General features: G+C 65.8%; 15 protein-coding genes and 2 pseudogenes. 15 read left to right on the top strand and 2 right to left on the bottom strand.

The window, feature by feature from the left end; translation table 11 throughout:
* Positions 1-49 precede the first annotated feature (49 nt).
* From BW737_RS17890 to BW737_RS05890, 4 genes are all read left to right on the top strand, one after another.
* Positions 50-433: a 4'-phosphopantetheinyl transferase superfamily protein gene (locus BW737_RS17890; protein WP_257210524.1), complete on the top strand. Its 384-nt coding sequence runs from the start codon at positions 50-52 to the stop codon at positions 431-433.
* Positions 434-642: 209 nt separating this feature from the next.
* Complete coding sequence (locus BW737_RS16715; protein WP_218961799.1) at positions 643-1,254, top strand: oxidoreductase; 612 nt, start codon at positions 643-645, stop codon at positions 1,252-1,254.
* The gene (locus BW737_RS05885; RefSeq protein WP_257210532.1) at positions 1,226-2,674 is read left to right on the top strand and encodes an FAD-dependent oxidoreductase; all 1,449 of its coding nucleotides are present in this window, start codon (positions 1,226-1,228) and stop codon (positions 2,672-2,674) included. Before BW737_RS16715 ends, BW737_RS05885 begins: the two co-directional genes overlap by 29 nt.
* An 89-nt stretch (positions 2,675-2,763) precedes the next feature.
* Positions 2,764-3,345, top strand: coding sequence for an O-acetyl-ADP-ribose deacetylase (locus tag BW737_RS05890; RefSeq protein WP_086614798.1), 582 nt, complete (start codon positions 2,764-2,766; stop codon positions 3,343-3,345).
* 301 nt (positions 3,346-3,646) lie between these two features.
* Here BW737_RS05890 and BW737_RS05895 read toward each other — a convergent pair whose 3' ends face one another.
* The gene (locus BW737_RS05895; RefSeq protein ID WP_086614797.1) at positions 3,647-4,009 is read right to left on the bottom strand and encodes a DUF6054 family protein; all 363 of its coding nucleotides are present in this window, start codon (positions 4,007-4,009) and stop codon (positions 3,647-3,649) included.
* A gap of 328 nt (positions 4,010-4,337) precedes the next feature.
* Here BW737_RS05895 and BW737_RS05900 point away from each other — a divergent pair.
* The 10 genes and pseudogenes from BW737_RS05900 (at position 4,338) to BW737_RS05940 (ending at position 20,307) form a co-directional block, all read left to right on the top strand.
* A pseudogene (locus BW737_RS05900) lies at positions 4,338-6,856 on the top strand (ATP-dependent Clp protease ATP-binding subunit).
* Positions 6,857-7,314: 458 nt separating this feature from the next.
* Positions 7,315-8,538 carry a hypothetical protein gene (locus tag BW737_RS05905; RefSeq protein ID WP_143233298.1) on the top strand — a complete coding sequence of 408 codons (1,224 nt, stop codon included), beginning with the start codon at positions 7,315-7,317 and terminating at the stop codon, positions 8,536-8,538.
* Entirely contained in the window at positions 8,532-10,307 is a 1,776-nt protein-coding gene (pelF, locus tag BW737_RS05910; protein ID WP_086614795.1) for a GT4 family glycosyltransferase PelF, read from the top strand. Before BW737_RS05905 ends, pelF begins: the two co-directional genes overlap by 7 nt.
* Positions 10,304-11,467 (top strand): putative glycoside hydrolase, encoded by a 1,164-nt coding sequence (locus BW737_RS05915; RefSeq protein WP_257210525.1) that lies wholly within the window; start codon positions 10,304-10,306, stop codon positions 11,465-11,467. Before pelF ends, BW737_RS05915 begins: the two co-directional genes overlap by 4 nt.
* A gap of 211 nt (positions 11,468-11,678) precedes the next feature.
* Positions 11,679-14,387 carry a pyruvate, phosphate dikinase gene (gene ppdK, locus BW737_RS05920; protein ID WP_086614794.1) on the top strand — a complete coding sequence of 903 codons (2,709 nt, stop codon included), beginning with the start codon at positions 11,679-11,681 and terminating at the stop codon, positions 14,385-14,387.
* Positions 14,388-14,723: 336 nt separating this feature from the next.
* Positions 14,724-14,993 (top strand): hypothetical protein, encoded by a 270-nt coding sequence (locus BW737_RS05925; RefSeq protein ID WP_086614793.1) that lies wholly within the window; start codon positions 14,724-14,726, stop codon positions 14,991-14,993.
* Between the two features lie 60 nt (positions 14,994-15,053).
* Positions 15,054-17,161: pseudogene (locus BW737_RS05930) on the top strand (DUF6571 family protein).
* A 407-nt stretch (positions 17,162-17,568) separates the two neighbouring features.
* Positions 17,569-17,826, top strand: a complete 258-nt coding sequence (locus BW737_RS16720; protein WP_218961801.1) for a hypothetical protein — start codon at positions 17,569-17,571, stop codon at positions 17,824-17,826.
* Between the two features lie 167 nt (positions 17,827-17,993).
* Entirely contained in the window at positions 17,994-18,941 is a 948-nt protein-coding gene (locus BW737_RS05935) for a DUF6571 family protein (protein ID WP_143233301.1), read from the top strand.
* A gap of 31 nt (positions 18,942-18,972) precedes the next feature.
* Positions 18,973-20,307: a DUF6571 family protein gene (locus tag BW737_RS05940; RefSeq protein WP_086614790.1), complete on the top strand. Its 1,335-nt coding sequence runs from the start codon at positions 18,973-18,975 to the stop codon at positions 20,305-20,307.
* Between the two features lie 67 nt (positions 20,308-20,374).
* On the opposite strand, the gene BW737_RS05945 is transcribed toward BW737_RS05940, so the two are convergent.
* Positions 20,375-20,905, bottom strand: coding sequence for a MauE/DoxX family redox-associated membrane protein (locus tag BW737_RS05945; RefSeq protein ID WP_180272086.1), 531 nt, complete (start codon positions 20,903-20,905; stop codon positions 20,375-20,377).
* 207 nt (positions 20,906-21,112) lie between these two features.
* Between BW737_RS05945 and BW737_RS05950 the strand changes: the two genes are divergently transcribed.
* On the top strand, positions 21,113-21,824 hold a 712-nt coding region (locus BW737_RS05950), incomplete at its 3' end, for an AAA family ATPase (RefSeq protein ID WP_257210526.1).

Raw genomic sequence — 21,824 nt, forward strand, 5'->3', positions numbered from 1 at the left:
TGACCACTGTGCGGGTTACCGGGCGGCCGCGGTCGCCCGCGCGAGCCAGGTGGTCGCGCTCGGCATCGACGCCGAACCGAACCGGCCGCTCGCACGCGGCGTGCTGGAACGGATCGGCTCCCCGACGGAGCGGGAGAACGTTGACGAGCTGGCCGCGACGTTGCCGGACGTGGCCGGGGACCGGCTGCTGTTCAGCATCAAGGAGGCGGTTTACAAGGCCTGCTTTCCCCAGGCGCGCCACCCCCTGCGCTTCGCGGACGCCGTCGTGGACATCCGGCTCGACGGCACCTTCGCGACCCGGCTCGCGGCGGGAACCGACGACAATGCCGACGGCGCGGATCCGACCGGCCGCTGGGCCGCGGACCGGGGCCTGCTGGTCAGCGCCGTCGTGGTGATTGGTTCACCGTACAGGGACGCCCGGACACGCCTCTAATGTATTCAGGATCACCATTGGATAAGTAAAGGCTCAACTACTGCGGCGCTTTCGGTGAGTTTTCGAGTGTGCTCTGGTATTACCTGCTCCGTGGTTCTGCGGAATATCGGGGCGTCGGCGCGCGGGCGGGTCTGGTCGCCGGCAAATCCGGGTGTTACCCTTGAAATTGCGCGGAATTATGTGTGCGCCGAGTTCAAGGAGGAACCGGTATGTCGACGTCCCTGCAAACCGAATTACCACACACGGAGCTATTTGAGCCCACCCGGGTGGGCAGCATCGAGGTCAAGAACCACTACGCCATGGGGCCTATGGGCCCTCTCGGATTCGCCACACCTGAGGGAGGCTGGAACCAGCGGGCGATCGAGTTCTACGCGACGCGGGCGCGGGGTGGAGTCGGCCTGATCATCACCGGCGTATGCCAGGTGACCAACCCCGCCGATGGCGTACCGCCGGGCCTCATCCCCAATCCGACGCAGTCCCCCGGCCTGTTCATGACCACCAGCCGGGACCTGACCGAGCGCGTGCACGGCTACGACGCCAAGATCGTCCTCCAGGCGGGGGCGGGCTTCGGCCGGGTGATCACCAAGGCGATCCTCGGGGGACGCACACCAGTGGCGCCGTCCGCAATCCCCTACCGCTGGGACCCCTCCATCACCTGCCGCGAAATGACGGTGGAAGAGATCCAGGCGTCGTCGAGCAATTCCGCGTCACCGGAGCGGTCGCGCGCGCGGCCGGATTCGACGGCATTCAAGTGCACGCCGTCCACGAGGCTATCTGCTCGACCAATTCGCCATCTCATTCTTCAATCACCGTACCGATGAGTACGGCGGCTCCCTGGAAAACCGTTTGCGTTTCGCCCGCGAGGTGGTTGAGGCCATCCACGCCGGTGCCGGCGACGACTTCCCCGTACAGCTGCGCTTCTCTCCAAAGTCCATGATCAAGGACTTCGGCGTGGGTGCCATGCCCGGTGAGACCTTCACCGAGATGGGTCGGGATATGGACGAGGGGATCGAGGCGGCCCGACTGCTCGTGTCCTATGGGTACGAGGCGCTCGACGTCGACGTCGGCTCCTACGACTCCTGGTACTGGAGCCACCCGCCGATGTACCAGGCCAAGGGGCTGTACGTCCCCTACGCGCGCCAGCTGCACGAGGCCTGCCCCGAGATCCCGCTGATCGTGGCCGGGCGCATGGATGATCCCGAGTTGGCGGCCGCGGCCACGGCCGACGGCACGGCCACGCTGATCTCCCTGGCCCGCCCCACGCTGGCCGACCCGGAGATCGTTAACAAACTCCAGCGCGGCCGGCGCGATCTGGTCCGCCCCTGTATCTCCTGCCAGGAGGGCTGCATCGGCCGCATCGAGCACTACTCGTCGCTGCGCTGCGCCGTCAACCCGCTGGCGGCTCGGGAGACCGAGCGCCCGCTGCCGCAGGCGAGTGACCGCACCCGCATGCGCGTGCTGATCATCGGCGGCGGCGTGGCCGGCATGGAGGCGGCTCGGGTCCTGGCCGAACGAGGCCACACCCCGGTGCTGCACGAGGCCTCCGACCGCCTCGGCGGCGTGGTCATAGCCGGCGGTCAGCCCTCCTTCAAGGAGGACGACCTCGCACTGATTGCCTGGTATGAACGCCAACTGGAGGACCTCGGGGTCGAGGTGCACCTGAACTCACCCGTTGATGCCGAGGTCATCCGCGCATCCGGGGCCGACCACGTGCTGGTCGCCACCGGGTCCACTCCGCGGCTGCTGGACCTCGGTGAAGGCGTGCCCGTGGTGGAGGCCACCGATGCGCTGCTCGACCAGGATGCCCTCGGCAAACAGGTCGTCATCATCGGCGGTGGCCTGACCGGCTGCGAACTGGCCATCTCGCTGCGCGAGCGCGGCGTCGAGGTCACCATCGTGGAGGCGCTGGCGGACGTGTTGGAGAAGAACGCCCCGCTGTGCATGGCCAACCACGTCATGCTCCACGACCTGGTCTCCTACCGCGGGATTGAGGTGCTCGCCGGTGCCCGCGCCGAACATGTCACCGCCGCCGGCCTGTTGGTGAGCGTCGACGGCGACCAGCGGCTGATTCCGGCGCAGACGGTGGTCACCGCGATCGGCTATACCCCGCGCCACGAACTGGAGACCGAGGTGAAGGCCGCCGGCATCCCGTACCACGTCATCGGCGATGCGCGCCGGTGCGCCAACATCATGTACGCGATCTGGGACGGCTTCGAGGTCGCCAGTCAGTTGGCCAAGTAGCGTCCGGCGTCGGCGAAGGCAACGGTGTCGGCGGGGCGACGCCCGGATGGGTGCCGCCCCGCCGACACCGTTGCCACAATGGAGCCATGATGCGAATAGAAGCGGTACGCGGAGACATCACCACCCAGGAGGTGGACGCCATCGTCAACGCGGCCAACTCCGGGCTGCTCGGAGGCGGCGGGGTCGACGGCGCCATCCACCGCGCCGCCGGGCCACGCCTGCTCCAGGCCTGCCGCGAGTTGCGTGCCACGAGCCTGCCCGATGGGCTGCCGGTGGGGGAGGCCGTGGCCACACCCGGCTTCGACCTGCCCGCCCGTTGGGTCATCCACACCGTTGGTCCCAACCGGCACGCCGGCCAGAGCGACCCTGCCCTGCTGCGCGCCGCCTTCCGCTCCAGCCTGGAACTGGCGCAGGAACTCGGATGCCGCAGCGTGGCCGTGCCGGCCATCTCCGCCGGCGTGTACGGCTGGGATGCCGACGCCGTCGCCCATGCCGCCGTGGCCGAGGCCCGCGCGCTCGCGGCCCGAGCGGACACGGCCAGTGGCGTGGAAGTATGCGGAACCGACGTCGTCGACGCCGCTGCGGAGCAGGCGCGCGGGCTGGAACTGGTGCGCTTCGTGCTTTTCTCAGACCGGCTGCTGCGGGCCTTCCAGGCGGCCCTGGACGCCTGAAGCTCGGTGATCGACGGCGCTCCAGCTAGACCTGCCAGGCGTTGATGCACACGAGGCCGGTCGGGCGGGTCGGGTGTGTGGTGGGTGGGGGCTGCTACGCGGGTTGGGCGTTAACAACGCTACTTAACGTTCTGCTGTATGCCTCAGAGCCCTTCAGCAGACCGTTAACCGGCGTTGTTAACCCCGAAGTGGCGTTGTAGACGGCGAAGTGGCGTAGTAGATGGCCTCACTTTCAGGCACGGGGATAGCGGTAGCCGCGTCCCGTGCTCTTCCTGCTCGGTCCTTGCACAGCAGTCCGGCGTCAGCGCTGCGGGAGAGCGCCACGTTTGGACTCCCACGCGGCGCAGGCGTTGACGAGGGTCTCGAGGAAGGCCTCCTCGCCAAACGTGTTGATCTTCATGAAGACCGCCTGACTGCCGCCGACGGTGATACCGACGACGTGGACGGCTCCGCCGTCCTCGACGGCGGTGACTGTCATGCCTACGCGATTGCTCCCGGTCCAGGAGAAGCGCTCGAAGGCGCGCACGGCGACGCGCCCTGCTGCGGTCCTGACGTCGGCGGAGGGCTCCTCGGATGCGGAGACGGACTGGCCGGTGATGGATGATGTAAGGAAGGGCATGAGTTCATCGAAGGGGCCGACAAGCGTGCGGGTGTAGACAGACATTTGGGCCTCCCTCGGGTGCGAGACGTGGAGCGGGCCGAAACAGCGGACGCAGTCAGCCTATACGTGGCAGAGCGCACTGTGTGCGTGGAGGGGACAGAGGCCCAGGGGCGGGCGGCCCTTGCGCTGAGAGCCCTCCCTGTGCACCCGCCCTCCCTTATTCCTGAGTCGGGACGACTCAACCCTGCTCACGCCCACTGCGAACAGGGGCATGGGCGCCGGCCGCACGCCGTTAGCCTTATCAGCGCGTGCCCCGCGTTCCCCCAATCCGGGCAGTGCCCGAACCCGGGCAACGCGATCACCAACCGCACGTGCCGAGGAGCAATCAGCGATGTTCGAACGCTTTACCGACCGCGCCCGCCGCGTCGTCGTCCTGGCCCAGGACGAGGCCCGCGCGCTCAACCACAACTACATCGGTACCGAGCACCTCCTTCTGGGCCTGATCCACGAGGGCGAAGGTGTTGCCGCCAAGGCGCTGGAGTCGATGGACATCTCCTTGGACGCCGTGCGCGCCCAGGTCGTGGAGATCATCGGCGAGGGGCAGTCGGCCCCCTCCGGCCACATCCCCTTCACGCCGCGCGCCAAGAAGGTGCTGGAGCTGTCCCTGCGCGAGGCGCTGCAGCTGGGCCACAACTACATCGGTACCGAGCACATCCTGCTCGGCCTGCTGCGCGAGGGCGAGGGCGTGGCCGCTCAGGTGCTGACCAAGCTCGGCGCCGACCTGTCGACCGTCCGCCAGACCGTCATGCAGATGCTCTCCGGCTACGAGGGCAAGGAGACCGTCACCGCCGGCGGCTCCAACAAGGAGGGCACGCCGTCGGGCTCCGCCATCCTCGACCAGTTCGGCCGCAACCTCACCGCCGCCGCGCGCGAGGGCAAGCTGGACCCGGTCATCGGCCGCCACAAGGAGATGGAACGCGTGATGCAGATCCTCTCCCGGCGCACCAAGAACAACCCGGTTCTGATCGGTGAACCCGGCGTCGGCAAGACCGCGGTCGTGGAGGGGCTCAGCCAGGCGATCGTCCACGGGGACGTGCCCGAGACGCTGCGGGACAAGCAGCTGTACTCACTGGACATGGGCTCGCTCGTGGCCGGCTCCCGCTACCGCGGTGACTTCGAAGAGCGTCTGAAGAAGGTGCTCAAGGAGGTGCGCACCCGCGGCGACATCATCCTGTTCATCGACGAGATTCACACCCTCGTCGGGGCGGGTGCCGCCGAGGGCGCCGTCGATGCCGCCAGCATCCTCAAGCCGATGCTGGCCCGCGGCGAGCTGCAGACCATCGGTGCCACCACCCTGGACGAGTACCGCAAGATCGAAAAGGATGCCGCTCTGGAGCGCCGTTTCCAGCCGGTCACCGTGGAGCAGCCCTCCATCGAGGAGACCATTGAGATCCTCGGCGGACTGCGTGACCGCTACGAGGCCTTCCACCACGTGGTGATCACCGATGAGGCCATCGAGGCGGCGGCCAAGCTGGCCGACCGCTACATCAACGACCGCTTCCTGCCGGACAAGGCGATCGACCTGATCGACGAGGCGGGCGCGCGCCTGCGCATCCGCCGCATGACCGCTCCGCCGGAGCTGCGCGAGATTGACGAGAAGATCGCCGCCGTCAAGCAGGAGAAGGAGTCGGCCATCGACGACCAGGACTTCGAGCGCGCCGCCTCCCTGCGCGACGACGAGCGCCGCCTGGGCGAGGAGCGCGTCGCCAAGGAGAAGGCCTGGAAGTCCGGCGACCTCGACCAGGTGGCCGAAGTCGACGAGAACCTGGTGGCCGAGGTGCTGGCCATGTCCACCGGGATCCCGGTGGTCAAGCTCACCGAGACCGAGTCCGCCAAGCTGCTGGGCATGGAGAACGAGCTGCACAAGCGCATCGTCGGCCAGGACAAGGCCATCGAGGCCCTGTCCAAGTCGATCCGCCGCACCCGCGCCGGCCTGAAGGACCCCAAGCGTCCCGGTGGCTCGTTCATCTTCGCCGGCCCCACCGGCGTGGGTAAGACCGAGCTGGCCAAGGCTCTGGCGGAGTTCCTCTTCGACGACGAGGACGCCCTGATCCAGCTCGACATGTCCGAGTTCGCCGAGAAGCACACCGTCTCCCGGCTGTTCGGCGCGCCCCCCGCTACGTCGGCTACGACGAGGGCGGCCAGCTCACCGAGAAGGTGCGGCGGCGCCCCTTCTCCGTGGTGCTGTTCGACGAGGTGGAGAAGGCCCACCCGGACATCTTCAACTCGCTGCTGCAGATCCTGGAGGACGGTCACCTCACCGACGCTCAGGGGCGCGTGGTCGACTTCAAGAACACCGTCATCATCATGACCACCAACCTCGGCTCCAAGGACATCGGCAAGTCCGTGGCCACGGGCTTCCAGTCCACCGAGGGCGGCACCATGGACTACGAGGAGATGAAGGCTCACGTCAACCGGGAGCTCAAGCAGCAGTTCCGGCCCGAGTTCCTCAACCGCGTGGACGATCTGATCGTCTTCCCGCAGCTGACCAAGGATGAGGTGCGTCAGATCGTCGACCTGATGATCGCCCGCCTGTCGGAGCGTCTAGCTGAGCAGGAGATGAGCATCGAGCTGACCGCTGCCGCCAAGGAGCTGCTCGCCGAGCGCGGTTTCGACCCGGTGCTCGGTGCCCGCCCGCTGCGCCGCGCCATCCAGCGCGACATCGAGGACGCCCTCAGCGAGAAGATCCTCTTCGGGGAGATCGAGCGGGGCCAGAAGGTCCTGGTCGACGCCGAGGGCGAGGGCATTCTGGGCGAGTTCACCTTCCGAGGCATGCCCCGCGAGGATGCCGAGGAGGCCGTGCGCGAGGCCGAGGAGATTGCCTCCGCCGCCGCCGAGCCGGCACAGTGACCCGGGGCCCGGCATGCCGGCCGGGTACTTCGGTCCGGTGTGCTAGCGCGTAGTCGCTGACGAGCTCCACCACGAGGCGGGGCCGTCCCGCAGAGGGCGGCCCCGCCTTCATGCTTGTGCATGAGGTTGTAGTTGTTGGCCGTGCTGGTTGGTGGAACACCGGTGTGGGCGTCAAGTGACGCTTGTTATGACATGACTGTGAAGACGATGTGACCTTTGTGGTACTTGCCGGTTTTCACTATTGGCCGGTGCGTTCTCGGCTAATGTGTTCCGCGTAGTGATAGCACGCAGGTACTTGGCTATGCGCGTGTTAGTGGGTTCGTTGCCCGCTGACGCGGCAGGCCGCCTCCCGCACCAAGGAAATACTTCTCATGACTGCGAACGCGCCTGTTGCGACCCGGCAAGCGTCTCCGCTTCCCGGGTGGATCAGGCCCTTGACCGGCCCCGATGAACCCCTCTTGAGACGTAAGGCCACTTGGGTTGTCAAGACCCTGTTTCTGGCCATGTCGCCCGCCATCCTCCTGGGACTGTCCTATCCGCTGGCCATGAGCCGGATGGTGGGACATACCGTCGCCGGCGTACCCATTGCCTCCCTGATCGTCAGCGTTGCGGTGGCGGTCCCCTGGCTGAGCCAGGTCACCTGTGGGCCCGTCTACCGGCTCATGGGGCCGGTCGCAGACGCCGAGCCCAGACAGTGCGTCCGGCAGTTCGCTCGGCTGTGGCCGACCGTGCTGGCCTTCTCTGTTGTCTCGGTGCTGCTGGTCAGCGCACTGGTGGCGGCGTCCACGCACTGGCCAGCGCTGACGATCGCAGCACACTTCTTACTGCTGCTGGAGAACATGGTCTTCGCCCAATCCCTCATGGTGGCGGATCTGCTGCGGCGCCGGCACCACTGGGCGCTGGGCTGGCTTGCCTATGCCGCCTCGGTTCTACTGCTTCCGACAGCCTGGTACCTGCCACCGCTGCTGGCCGCGCTCACGCAAATCGTGCCGATGAGGTCGGCCCTGTCCGGCCTGCTCCGCCCGCTCCCGGTACGCCTCGGAGACTATGTGGCCGACATGGGGCGCGGCCTCATTCTCGGCGGTGTGCTGTGGGCGGACAAACTCCTACTGTTCCTGACCCTGGGCACACAGTGGCGCATTGCCCTGGCCTACTTGTGCCTGCAGCCCGCGGTCCTCGGCTACAGCTTCTACTTCGCCATTGCCACCCCCAGGGTCACAGGCGTGCTCACCGAATTCCATCGGGGACTGGAGTCGGAAAGCATTGACTCACTGCACGACCGCAGCCGCTATCTCACTAGATTGCTGAACCGCGCGCTCGTGCGTGCCGGACTCGTGGCGGTCCTCGGGGTACTTGCCGTGGTGGTGGTAATCGCCGTGGTCGATCCGGCATCTGTGGCCGACGCTCTGGCCGTTGCGCTCGGATCGGCGCTGCTGGCGGTGCTGACCCTGCTCGCATACGAGATCGACCACGCCGGGGACCCGGCTCTGGCGATGGCCTTGTCCGGCGCGCATCTGCTGGCAGCGCTGGTGGTATTCACGCTGGTCAGCGGCCTGACCGCGTCCTTCGCCGTGACCGCGCTGGTCGACGTCCCTCTGATCGCCGTCTCGATGGTCGTTTACCAGGCGCGGTGGTCCTCACCCGAGTACTCCTTCTTCTGGCGAAAGGCTCTGTCATGGTGAGCAGCACTCAAGACCAGGCAATGCCCGGCGCAACTCCCGCATCCGCGGTTCTGCCGGATGGCGTTCCCGCCGACGGACGCTACGAGGAGGTCGACGTCGCCATCGTCATGGAGTCGACGTACCCCTACCTCAAGGGCGGGGTGTCCGCGGTGGTTCATGACATCATCACCGGCAACCCCGATCTCACCTTCGGGATCATCCACATCACCTGGGATCATGACTGCCCGCGCACCGACCTATACGGCATGCCGGGTAATGTGCGTTGGGTCAAGGTCGTGTATCTGTCGATGGCCGACCACCCGGAGTTCACCTCCAGTCGGCCCGCCGACCTGCGCATGAATCACCGCGAGCGGCTCGTCCTGGCGCATCGGCTCATCGACGCCCTTCAGGCCCTGGCGGCCGGTGAGGGCAAGCCAGTGTGGGATCTGATTGCGGAGGGCATGGCGGCTTCAACGCGCCGCTATCCGCTGTGGGCGCTCCTCGGGTCCGCCGAGTTCATGGAGACGTATCGCGATCGTATGCCCACACTGGGAATGTCACTGAGCGAGCTGTTCTGGTGCTTGCGCGAGTTCTTCTCCCTGGCGTACGCCGTTTTGGGCGAGACCATGCCGCGGGCACGCGTATATCACGCTCACACCACCGGCTACGCTTCCCTCCTGGCGGCCAATGCCGCCCGGGAGAACGGCGGATCCTTCTTGCTGACCGAGCACAACCTCTACGTGCGCGACACGATCAACACCCTGCTCGGACGACGTATGGACAAACCAGTTACCTCGCAGGACTATCGGACCTTCGACGTCGGCGGACGAGACCGCATGTGGATGGCCTGGTGGATTGAGATGGGGCACCTGTGCTATCCGGAGGCCTATGTCACCACCTACCTGTATCCGGACGCCGTGACAGAGGCGCGGGGCCTGGGACTCAACTCGGGCGCGGTCCGCGTCATTCCCAACGGCATCGTCATCGACGAGTTCGACGCGGCCTACGCCGAGCGGCAGGCTGCAATCGCTACCCTGCGTGGCGGAGGAGCGGACTCCCATCGGTGGCGATTGGTGTACATCGCCAGGGTCGTGCCGATCAAGGGGTTGCTCGACCTTATCGAGTCCATGCGGATTTTGCGCGAGCGCGGTCTGCGCTTCCATCTGGATGTATGCGGCCCCACCGAGCACGTTCCCGAGTACTACGAGCGCTGCGCCGCGCGCATCGGGGAACTGGGGCTGGAAGACTTCATCACGGTGCGGGGCACCATTGATGTGCGCGAGCACCTGAGCGACTGGGATCTCTTCCTATTGCCGTCCTACAACGAGGGCCTGCCCATGGTGTCCCTGGAGACCATGGGCGCGGGCATTCCCACCGTCTCCACCGATGTGGGTGCCCTGCGTCCCATCGTCCTGGAGGCCATCACTGCCCAGGACGGCACAGTGCTGGACCCGAGCGGCTTCATCATCCCTCCGGGGGACCCGACGCTCATGGCCGACCGGATCCAACAGGTTACAGGTGACATGGACCTGTTCGAGCGGATGAGCCGTTCCGCCCGGGCCCGTGCGGAGGCTGCCTTCAATCTGCTTAAGGTCAACGCCGCCTACCACGACTTGTACCTGGAGGGTGGAGTCGGTACTCGTCGTCGCTCCGACCACATCCGCACCGCGGGTGAGCAGCGGACTCGTGGAAACCAGCCGCTGGCGCCGAGGCGGGGACGTCATCGGGCCCCGCGGCGCCCCAGGCGCTGGGCCGGCCGCGTCTTCAGCAGGCACGCGGCCGACAAATGACTGGCACCAGACCGGGTGTTGGTGCCTGGCTGCGCTACGGTGAGCCGCTTGCGCCCGCAGAAGTGGACTTTGCCATCGCCCACTATCGCACGGCTGTTCTCCAGCCTTGGGAGACTGTGGCGGCCGCCCGGTTGAAGGACGCCGCCCCGGACATGACGGTGCTTGCCTACCGCTGCCTGTCCTCGGTGCGCATCTTTGAGCCGCCGGAGCGGCGCGCGTCGGGCATCGGCTGGAGTGAGGCCCGCAACCGCGGCTGGATCGCTCGGCGTGCGGGCGAGCCGGTGGAGTGGTCTTCCTACCCGGGGCACTTCCAGGCACGTGTCTGGGATCCCGCCTACCGGGCTGCCTGGACGGAGCGGGTCACTGCTTCCCTTGACGGCACAGCTTTCGACGGTGTCATGGCGGACAACGACGTCTTCGAGGACTACTACGGCCTGGGGCTGCCCGCCATCGCCGTCGGTGACCCGGACGCCCCGGTGGACGTCGCGGGCCTGCGGAAGGCGCTGGGCGAGCTGGTGGAGGCGGCAGGCCGGGCTCTGACCGAGGCTGGCCGGCTGCTGGTCCCCAACATCGCCGAGGCGCGGCGCGAACCCGGACGCTGGCGTCAGCACGCCGCCTGGGGCGGTGGCTTCGAGGAGTGCTGGCTGGGCTGGGGCGACGATGCCATGTTCGACGCGACGACGGCGGCTGCACAGACGGAGCAGCTCGGCGGCCCGGGACTGGGCCTGCTGCGCACGCCGTCGGGCGGACGTGGGCGGGTGTGGGATGGGTCACAGCAAGGGCTGTATGGGTTGGCCCTCTTCTGGATCGTCGCGCCGGTGCTCCGCAGCTGTCCTATGCGGCCACCGGCCACAACGACTATTCGCGCACGGCCTGGTTCTCGGCCATGGACGCCGATCTCGGGCGTCCGCGCGGACCCGTGCACAAGTCGGGCCGGGTGTGGCGGCGGCGCTTCGAGGGCGGCGTTGCGGCGGCAGTCCTCGACGGGGAGACGGGTGGCACGGTCACTCTGCCCCCGGGCGCGGTGCGTCCGGGGGCGCAGGGCCGGCCCGACGGCGAGCCACTGCCCCGGCGGCTGCGGCTGCGTCCCCATGAGGGCGTTATCGCTCTGGTCCCCTAATCTCGCGAGGTCGGTAGAAGTAACGTGCCGAGATCGGTAGAAGTTGCCGCCGAGATCGGTAGAAGTTACCGCCGAGATCGGTAGAAGTGGCGTCGCGCCCATGTGATTGATGCACGCGTGTATTGTCAGTACAAATATGAGCGGTCTGAGGACACGTCGCCAGGTAGTGGCATTAGGACTGAAGTCACATTAGAGTGTGCGCTGTCAACGCGCGCGGGCGCACAGCTCACTAGAACCAGAAAGAGGCGAAGATGCCCAAGTACGTATACCGCTTCAGCGAGGGAGACAAGGACCAGAAGGACCTCCTGGGCGGTAAAGGGGCCAACCTCGCCGAGATGACCCGCCTCGGCCTGCCGGTGCCACCCGGCTTCACCATCACCACCGACGCCTGCCGCGCCTACCTGCGCGACGGCGTCGTCCCCGACGAGCTTGCCGTGCAGGTGACCACTGCCCTGCGGCAGGTCGAGGAGGAGCTCGGTCGCCAGCTGGGCGCCGCCGAGGACCCGCTGCTCGTCTCCGTGCGCTCGGGCGCCAAGTTCTCGATGCCCGGCATGATGGAGACGGTCCTGAACATCGGCCTGAACGATGCCTCAGTGCAGGGCCTGGCCGCCGCCTCCGGCGACGAGCGCTTCGCCTGGGACTCCTACCGTCGCCTGATCCAGATGTTCGGCAAGACCGTACTCGACGTCGACGGCGATCACTTCTCCGACGCCCTGGACGCCAAGAAGGCCGAGCGCGGGGTCAAGCTCGACTACGAGCTGGACGTGGACGCGCTGAAGGAACTGGTCGAGGAGTACAAGGCGATCGTCGCCGCCCACGCCGGCATCGACTTCCCCCAGGACCCGCGCGCCCAGCTGGACATGGCCACCGAGGCCGTCTTCCGCTCCTGGAACACCGAGCGCGCCCACATCTACCGGCGCCGCGAGAAGATCCCGCACGACCTGGGCACCGCCGTCAACGTGTGCACCATGGTGTTCGGCAACATGGGGGAGACCTCCGGCACCGGCGTGTGCTTCACCCGCGACCCCTCCACCGGCCGCTCCGGCGTGTACGGCGACTACCTGGTCAACGCCCAGGGGGAGGACGTCGTCGCCGGCATCCGCAACACCCTGTCCCTGGCCGACCTCGAGCGCCTGGACCAGACCAGCTACGACGAGCTGCGCGCCGCCATGCGCCGCCTGGAGACCCACTACCGGGACCTGTGCGACATCGAGTTCACCATCGAGCGCGGCAAGCTCTGGCTGCTGCAGACCCGCGTCGGCAAGCGCACCGCCGCGGCCGCCTTCCGCGTGGCCACCCAGCTGGTGGACGAGAAGCTGATCACCATGGACGAGGCCCTCACCCGCGTCACCGGGGACCAGCTCAACCAGCTGATGTTCCCGCAGTTCGGGGACGACTCCGGCCGTGACCTGATCACCCGCGCCATGCCCGCCTCCCCGGGCGCCGCCGTCGGTCACATCGCCTTCGACAACGCCGAGGCCATCGCCCGTGCCGAGGCCGGCGAGTCCGTCATCCTGGTGCGCCGCGAGACCAACCCCGACGACCTGCCCGGCATGGTCGCCGCCGTCGGCGTGCTCACCGCCCGTGGTGGGAAGACCTCCCACGCCGCCGTGGTCGCCCGCGGCATGGGCAAGACCTGCGTGTGTGGTGCGGAGGCCCTGGACATCGACGTCGAGTCCCGGACCGTGCGTGTGGCCGGGCGGGAGACCCCGCTGACCAGCGACGACGTCATTGCCATCGACGGCGCCACCGGTGAGGTGTTCCTGGGCGAGGTCGCCGTCGTCGACTCCCCAGTCATGACCTACCTGCGCCGCGGCCTGGACGAGGCGCTGGACACGGCCGGTGACGTCGACACGCGCGAACTGATCACCAGTGTGGACCGCATCATGCGGCGGGCAGACGAGGTGCGTCGCCTGCAGGTGCGCGCGAACGCCGACACCCCCGACGACGCCCGCCATGCCATCCACCGTGGCGCCCAGGGTGTGGGGCTGTGCCGTACCGAGCACATGTTCCTCGGTGAGCGCAAGCAGCTGGTTCAGAATCTCATCCTGGCCACCGACGACGCCGCGCGGGAGGCTGCCCTGGCCGCCCTGCTGCCGCTGCAGAAGAGCGACTTCGTGCAGATGCTTCAGACGATGGACGGCAAGCCCATGACGGTGCGCCTGATCGACCCGCCACTGCACGAGTTCCTGCCCGACCTGACAGAGCTGAGTGTGAAGGTCGCTGTAGACCGCGAGCGCGGCACCCTGGACCCGGCCGATGAGGACCTGCTGAACGTGGTGCGCCGCAACCACGAGGCTAACCCGATGCTCGGCCTGCGCGGCGTGCGGCTGCTGCTGACCATGCCCGGCCTGATCGAGCTGCAGGTGCGGGCCATCGCCGAGGCCGCCGTCGAGCGGCTCAAGGCCGGTGGCGATCCCCGCCCGGAGGTGATGATCCCGCTGATCGGATCGGTGCGGGAGCTGCAGCTGGCCCGGGAGCGCGCGGAGGCGGTGCTGGCGGAGGTCTCCGCCGAGTCCGGCTACGAACTGAACTTCCCGATCGGCTGCATGATCGAGCTGCCGCGGGCGGCCGTCACCGCCGCACACATCGCCGAAGAGGCGGACTTCTTCTCCTTCGGCACCAACGACCTGACCCAGACCACGTGGGGTTTCTCCCGTGACGACGTGGAGGCCTCCTTCGTGGGCCGCTACATCGAGGCGGGCATCTTCGGCACCTCCCCGTTCGAGTCCATCGACGTCGACGGCGTGGGCGGCATGGTGCGGCTGGGCGTCGACGGCGGACGGTCTACCAAGCCGGGCATGAAGATGGGCGTATGCGGCGAGCACGGTGGCGACCCCGATTCCATCGCCTTCTTCCACCGGGCCGGCCTGGACTACGTGTCCTGCTCGCCCTACCGCGTGCCGGTGGCGCGCCTGGAGGCGGGCCGAGCCGCGGTGCTGGCGCCGACGGCGGAGTGACCTCGAGCTTTCGCCTCCTGATACGAACTTTTGCACCCTGGTGTACGGCAGTTTCCCGCACACCAGGGTGCAAAAGTTCGTAGTAGGGAGCATTCGGGCGTCTGAGGCGAGACACCGGCTGGGTGGGGCAGGGCAGCCCTCAGGCCGGCTGCTGCGTTGGTGACGTCGGCAACGTGCGGCACGTGCGGGGCGGGGTCCTGACACGCTGCGTGCAGACCGCCGAGCATCCCGCGAGCCGAAGGGCCTTCATCCGGAGGTGCTGTCACCTGTTCGTTGCGGTACAGTGATAGCGATGCGACGTCACACCCGAGATGGCGCGGATCCCTGGAGGAAGAAGTGTCTGAGAAGGAAAAGCTCACAGAGCTGAAGGAATATGTTGATCGTAAGAACTGTGACATAGACCTGGTGAACCCGTACGCGTGCACTATTGTGGAGGGGCTGCACGGCTGGGTAAACGCGTCCGACACCTGGGAGGGCCCGCTGGCGGATGAAGAGGCTGAATTAACAAAGACCAATATCGATGCGTTGATTGCAGTATTCGCCGGCCTCAGTGACGATCTCGCGACAGCAATAGCGAACGCGGAAAGCGATGATGAGGGCAGCTGACATACAGTCGGAATGTCAGAGGTTCCAACCGGTCGCTACCGAGGAAGGGGAAGGGCAATAATGACGAAGGTCTCCCTCAACGCTGAGAAACTAGAAACAGCCATTGCTAAAATCCGTAAGGTTGCCACTGACGCCGAGGGTGCCAGGACTTCCATCAATTTCCAGTTTAACAGTGCTGAAGTCACTCTCTCCGAGAGCAACTTCAGTCCGGACGCGTCGTCTGCTATTGAAAACCTGAACCTCAGGGCAGACGAGATTGAGTCCTGTAAGAATGAGATCGTGCGCCTGAATGAGTCCGGCATTGCGAGCATGAACGCGGACGGCGTCATTACTTATGACCTGCCGGACACCGTGACGATTAACTCGTCTGAGGATCTCAGCTCGGTGGTGCAGGCGGAGATCGATGCGGAGAAGGTGAAGAATGCGGATCCTGATGAGTTGCTGGACCTGATGAACGGATCGGTGGCGGAGCATCAGGATGACGATGTATATGCCGCTGCCTTCGCCGACGCATGGGGCCTGAGGGGATGGTGGACTTGGCGTATACGATCAATCAGCAGCGGCAGTCGCAGCTTGAGAGTGTTCCCGGCTATGATCCGAACGATCCCGATACCGACTACGGCGTCCGCTGGGACCGGACCAACGATGCGTGGTTGTCTGCTCAGGCGACGCTGTCGATCTGCTTTGGCACTGCTACGAATTCTTCGGCCTGGACTCCGAAGCACCGCTCGGACTACGCCGAAGAACTGGCCGGGCTAGTCACGGATGAAGATCAGCCCTACTACATGCCGCTCGGCTTCAACCTGCTGCTGGAAGGGGCTAATCGGACGGCGGCGAATACGGCTGAGCTGGATGGCGAGGCTGCGCAGGCCGGTGGGGTGTTCAGCAAGTACTTCCTGCAGGATCTGGGGAATGCGATACAGGCGCATGAGAAGACCAGCGAAGGTTACCCGGCGTGGCGGGAGATGATGCTGAAGACGTCTTCGCCCGAGGGGAGTATAGGTGATTGGGATCCGATGGCCGGGATTCTGACTGCGATGGGGCGGCAGCCTGATGCGGCTTTGGACTTCCTGGCGCCGCCGGTTGATGACCGTGCTACTGAACAGACCGTGAAGGTTGACGGGACTACTTGGGAGTGGCTGCAGGGACGTGCCTGGGACTCGACTAGTTTTGAGGCGCTGACCGCAGCTTTCGCGGGTGCGTCGGAGCATCGGCAGCTGACGACGGGGACGAAGGACGAGCGCGCTGCGTGGATCACGGAGCAGGCAGTTGTCGACATGGCCGGGCGCAAGGACGGCCTGTGGACTAATACCTCGCGGCAGAACGCGGCCGTGGTACTGGCCAACTCCATGCAGGAGATAGACGAGTCCGCCAATGAAACTGAGAATTCGAGAAAGGACTCGGCATTCAACGGCAGCTTGCCCGCCGGTTGGGAGGGCTACCATCCGGAAGAGGTAAAGAAGCTCCTGCAGGAGACACTAAAGGATGATGTCGCGCTGCAGACCGTATCCGACGCGGCAGGCAGATACACGTCTTCGCGAATGGATAGCTCATTGGATGAGCTCGCCGCGGATGCCGGATACCAAGAGGCATATGACCAGGTTGCACAAACGAGACGCATTGACGGCCAACTACTCGGATATATCCAGGGTGCTGCAGAGAAGGGGCGCGGCGACGCTGCTGCCGAGAAGGACGCGACAAACCAAATGATCCTAAACGCCTTCGGCAAAGGGCTGAGCTTCATTCCGGGACCGCAGTCCGCGGTGGCCGGGAAGGCTCTAAGCATAGCGGAGTCTTACGCGCTCGATGCGGCTGGCGATGCTCTACCGTCAAATGCGCAGCAGGCCCAGAACGAGGCGATCGACATGCAGAAAGAGGCTGAGCAGCGTCTTATGGTAGAGACGTATGTCAAGCTAGATCAACGGGGCTTCTTGCCGCCCGGTGCGTATGAGGATGAAGACGGCGCGCCGTACACGGACAAGGATTGGATGAAGCCGGACCGTGAGGGAAAACTACATATTGACGCAGACACTATATATTCAAGCCCTGACAACATGAGAGAGTTCACCGGCTGGATCAACAATGATCCGGACGTCTCCAAGGTTTCACGTGATGCTCGAGAATCCACGGCGGGGTTTAATGAAGGAGTGAAAAGGGGGAAAGGATAATGCAAAAGTCGCTCAATGGCGGTTCGCGGAAGTTCGTTCGTTTGGCGCTGGTTTTGATAGCCGTTGGGGTTCCGGGTTGCGTGAGTGGTTGTAGCGGTGATTCGGTTGCGGGCCCGTACTGTGGGTTGATTGCGGAGGAGGATGTGAGTCCTATTGTGGGTCGTGTGACGGAGGTCGAGGAAGGGGTTAGTGGGGTGTTCTATTGTAGTATTGAAGGTGAGCGGGCTGTACTGGTTGCGAGCGGTACGGACGACTCGTGGGTTTCGTTTGGGCGTTACGGCAATAACGCATTTACGACGTTGGAGGCGATCACTGGGGGTGAGGGGCGCGAAGTTCCGGGGACGGATGCGCGTGTCTTCTCCTATCTTGGGCCGACCCCAAACCATCCGGATGCTTATGCGTATTGGTTGGAGGGTCGCGCCGGGTTTGCCATGTACACGGTGATTGCCGAGGATGCTGACGAGTCGACGGCTGCGGCGTTGGAGGAGTTGGTGATCAAGTATGCGCCGCAGGTGCTGGATGGTGTAGCTTCGCGTACTGAGGATCCCGGTCGTAACCGTGATGATCCGGCTACGGGCACTCCCAGTCCCGAGCCGTCTGCCGCACCGACCGCAGACTCGTCCAGTGGGGCTGTGCCCATGTCCACTGAATCGCCCGAGCACTGACAATGTTTTCGCCTAGGTTAAGCCGTTTGGTGCCGCTTCGCTCGGTTCTAGTGGTGTTGCTTATGGTTGCATCGGTGGGTTGCGTGAGCGGATGTGCTGGTGATTCGGTTGTGGGTCCGTATTGTGGTGTTTTTGAGCAGGATGATGTCACGTCTATCGTGGGTCGGGTGGAAAGTGTTGAAGATGAACGTTCTAGCGTGATGGGCTGTCGGATTCATGGTGAGCGCGGCATACTTGTCGCTTCCAGTACTACTGACTCGTGGGTCGGGTTCGGTCAGAACGGCAATAATGCGTTCACTACGTTGGAAACGATTACTGGGGGCGAGGGGCGTGAGATTCCGGGGACGGATGCGCGTGTCTTCTCTTATCTCGACTCCGACCCAAACCATCCGGATGCTTATGCTTATTGGTTGGAGGGTCGTTCCGGGTTCACGATGTACACCGTGGTTGCCGAGGATGCTGATGAGTCGACGGTGGCGGCGTTGGAGGAGTTGGTGATTAAGTACGCGTCGCAGGTGCTGGATGGGGTGTCATCGCGTACGGAGGACCCTGGTCCCAACTGGAATGATCCGGCCGATGCTGCTCCCAGCGCTGAACCGACTGCATTCGCCACTGCTGAGCAGACCGCAGCGGTCGCGGCGAGTGCGGATTCATCGGACCGGGCTCGAAGCGAAGCGGAGGATGCGAAGAACGCCAAGCCCGATGAACTGCTGGAACTGATTAATGGCTCGGTGGCAGACCATCAGAATGATGAGGTCTACGCCGCAGCGTTCTCCGACGTCATGGGGCCTGAGGGCATGGCGGAACTGGCCTATGCGATCAATCAGCGGCGGTTGCAGCAGACTGAGAACCTCTCCGCTTACGATCCGAATGATCCCGACGCCGAATACGCGACCCGTTGGGACCGGACCAACGATGCGTGGTTGTCCGCTCAGGCGACGCTGTCGATCTGTTTCGGCACCGCGACGAACTCCTCGGCCTGGACTCCACAGCATCGCTCGGACTACGCCGAGAAACTGAGCGGGCTAGTCACAGACGAGGCTCAGCCTACTACATGCCGCTCGGCTTCAACCTGCTGCTGTCGGGAGCCAACCGGTCGGCGACGAACATACTGACCTTGGTGGGGCGCTGGCGACCGCTGGCGGGGTGTTCAATGACTACTTCCTCCAGGACCTGGGGTATGCGTTACGAGCACACGAGCAGGCCAGCGATGATCTGCCGGCGTGGCAGTCGCAGCGGATGAAAGCGTCACCTCCCGAAGGCGCTTGGGGCGCCTGGGATCCGATGGCCGGGATTCTGACTGCGATGGGGCGGCAGCCTGATGCGGCTTTGGATTTCCTGGCGCCGGCGGTTGATGGCCGTGCTACCGAGCAGACGGTAGAGGTTGACGGGACTACTTGGGAGTGGCTGCAGGGACGCGAGTGGGACTCGACTAGTTTTGAGGCACTGAGCGCAGCCTTTGCGGGTGCGTCGGAGCGTCGGCAGCTGACCACGGGGACGAAGGATGAGCGTGCTGCGTGGATCACGGAGCAGGCTGTGGTTGACATGGCCGGGCGTAAGGACGGCCTGTGGACGGACACTTCGCGACAGAACGTGGCCGTGGTACTGGCCAACTCCATGCAGGAGGTAGACGAGGCCGCCAATAAAGGCGGGCAACGATCTGCGGAGGCGTCCGATTTCAACGCCTCCATGCCTGCGGGCTGGGAGGAAGGTCACAGATACGAGGTTCGGTCCTTGTTGCAGGAGACGCTAAAGGATGATGTCGCGCTGCAGACCGTCTCCGCCGCGGCGGGGCGATATACCTCACTGCGCCTCGACGATGCGCTGGATACGCTGCCCGCCGACTCCGATGACTCGCAAGACGCGGGCAAGTCGACTCTGAAGGACGCGAGTGCCCTGGTCCTTCAGAAGCTTCACCCCGACGGCCGTCTGCTTGGTTACATTCAGGGCGCCGCGGAGAAAGGCCGCGGTGATGAGGGAGAGCAGCTGGATGCGACAAACCAGATGCTCCTCAATGCCTTCGACGACGGGGTGTACTCCACCGCCGATGCCGTTGCCGGCACCGCCGGGCCTGCTTGGGGCGGTATGGCGCGGCAGACCGCGCAGTCCTACGCTGTGGCCGCGCTGCAGAATCCCATTGTCGGCGCACCTGACCGGAGTGACGTGCAGGAGTTCGGAATGTCAGAGGCGGTGAGGCTGCACTTTCTGGTGGAGGCGTACTCCAAGCTCGATGAACGAGAACTGCTTCCACCCGGCGCCTACGAGAACGTAGATGGCAAGCCCTACACCATCTACGCATGGATGAAACAGGACTCCACCGGGGCTCCTCATCTCGACGCCGCGGTGCTGTTGTCCGACTCGGACAACATGCCTCAGTTCGCAAGCTGGCTACTCGATCCCGATCTTGCCGGAGTGACCATTCGCCACGGTGTGCCGGCAGTAACGGCGTTTGAAGTGGGCCACGATGCGGGCGGAGTATGAATGCGGCCCTGTACGGCCACTGCGCCATCCGGCCGCCCAGTACAGAGCGCGACCCGGCGGGTGGTCCTCAGGCCGGCTGCGGCTGGCGGAACCTGTCCCAACTCGTCAGCAGATTGAAGGCCGCGGCGATACCCAGCACGATGACCACCATGTTGCTGCCGGGGCTTGCCAGCACCAGGCGCTGCGGGGTGACAAGCAGGTCGGCCACGAGCACCGCGGCCAGCGCCACATTCGCTACGACGACGCCGGGTCTCACCCGCCACCGCAGCCGCGAGCCGAAGTAGCCGCAGTCGGCCTCGATGCCGCGCGCGAGCACACTGGCCGAGGCGCCGGCCAGCGCCAGTAGCAGGATTGCGGCGATGACTTCCGTGATGGGCAGGCGCCCGCCCAGCACCAGGCAGCCCGCCAAGAACAGTTCGACCGCGGGCAGGGCGATCGCCACGGCCCGCGGGCCTCGTCCGGGGAGTAGGCGGTAACCGGCGACGTCGGCCACCTGCAGCTCCCGTGGGGCGGCGCGCTTCGCGTAGGCGCTTACGGTCAGCAGCAGGCCGATCAGGATCCGACCCGCCGCGAGTGCCAATGGGACAGTCGGGGACACGGGACTCACGCTCCTTCTGCGGCGCGCTGTGCGTGCATCCACGCAATGCGAGCCGCGTTGTGACGGTAGTCTCAGGATGCGCGATATTCGCACACAGGTCAATGCTCAGGCCACACAAACTTGTCCCTTGCGGGAAGCTCCCGGTCCCGCGATGCCAGGGCCCACCACCCCCTGCCACCGCTCGGAGACCTCTGCCAGAATCGGCGCATGACCAGCGCTGACAGCCGCGGCGTCGCCGACGCACACACACCGATGGCCCCCGCCGTCCTGCGTGAACTGACCGATGCGTTGCGCGAGCGGATGGGACGCGTCGTCGTCGGCAAGACCGAGGCGATCGACCTCCTCCTGGCCACCTTCCTGGCCGGCGGCCACCTGCTGATCGAGGACGTCCCCGGCGTCGCCAAGACCACCCTGGCCCTGGCGCTCGCCCGCTGCCTGGACCTGTCCTCCTCCCGCATCCAGTTCACCGCCGACCTGCTCCCCGCCGACGTCACCGGCGTGAGCGTCTACGACCAGTCCACCCGCGAGTTCCGCTTCCACCCCGGCCCGGTGTTCGCCGGCGTCGTCGTCGCCGACGAGATCAACCGGGCCACGCCCCGCACCCAGTCCGCCCTGCTGGAGGCCATGGGGGAGGGGCAGGTCACCGTCGAGGGCCGCTCCCTGCCCCTGCCCGACCCGTTCATCGTCATCGCCACCCAGAACCCCCTGGAGATGGAGGGCACCTTCGCCCTGCCGGAGGCCCAGCGCGACCGCTTCATGACCCGCCTTACCATGGGCTACCCCGACGCCGACGCCGAGGCCACCATGCTGCTCGCCCGCGGTGGCGCCGATCCGCTGGCCGAGCTCGCCCCCATCGCCTCCGAGCACGACGCCCGCGCGGCCCGCACCGCCGTCGCCGCCCTGCGCCTGGCCCCGGCCG

Origin of the sequence: Actinomyces ruminis (genome assembly GCF_002154335.2) — a bacterium.
Taxonomy (GTDB): domain Bacteria; phylum Actinomycetota; class Actinomycetes; order Actinomycetales; family Actinomycetaceae; genus Actinomyces; species Actinomyces ruminis.

Bases quoted from the DNA above. Each gene is read 5' to 3' on its own strand.
- ppdK (WP_086614794.1), top strand. From the start codon at position 11,679: ATGCCCAAGTACGTATACCGCTTCAGCGAGGGAGACAAGGACCAGAAG.
- pelF (WP_086614795.1), top strand. From the start codon at position 8,532: ATGGTGAGCAGCACTCAAGACCAGGCAATGCCCGGCGCAACTCCCGCA.
- BW737_RS05895 (WP_086614797.1), bottom strand. From the start codon at position 4,009: ATGTCTGTCTACACCCGCACGCTTGTCGGCCCCTTCGATGAACTCATG.
- BW737_RS16715 (WP_218961799.1), top strand. From the start codon at position 643: ATGTCGACGTCCCTGCAAACCGAATTACCACACACGGAGCTATTTGAG.
- BW737_RS05915 (WP_257210525.1), top strand. From the start codon at position 10,304: ATGACTGGCACCAGACCGGGTGTTGGTGCCTGGCTGCGCTACGGTGAG.
- BW737_RS05890 (WP_086614798.1), top strand. From the start codon at position 2,764: ATGCGAATAGAAGCGGTACGCGGAGACATCACCACCCAGGAGGTGGAC.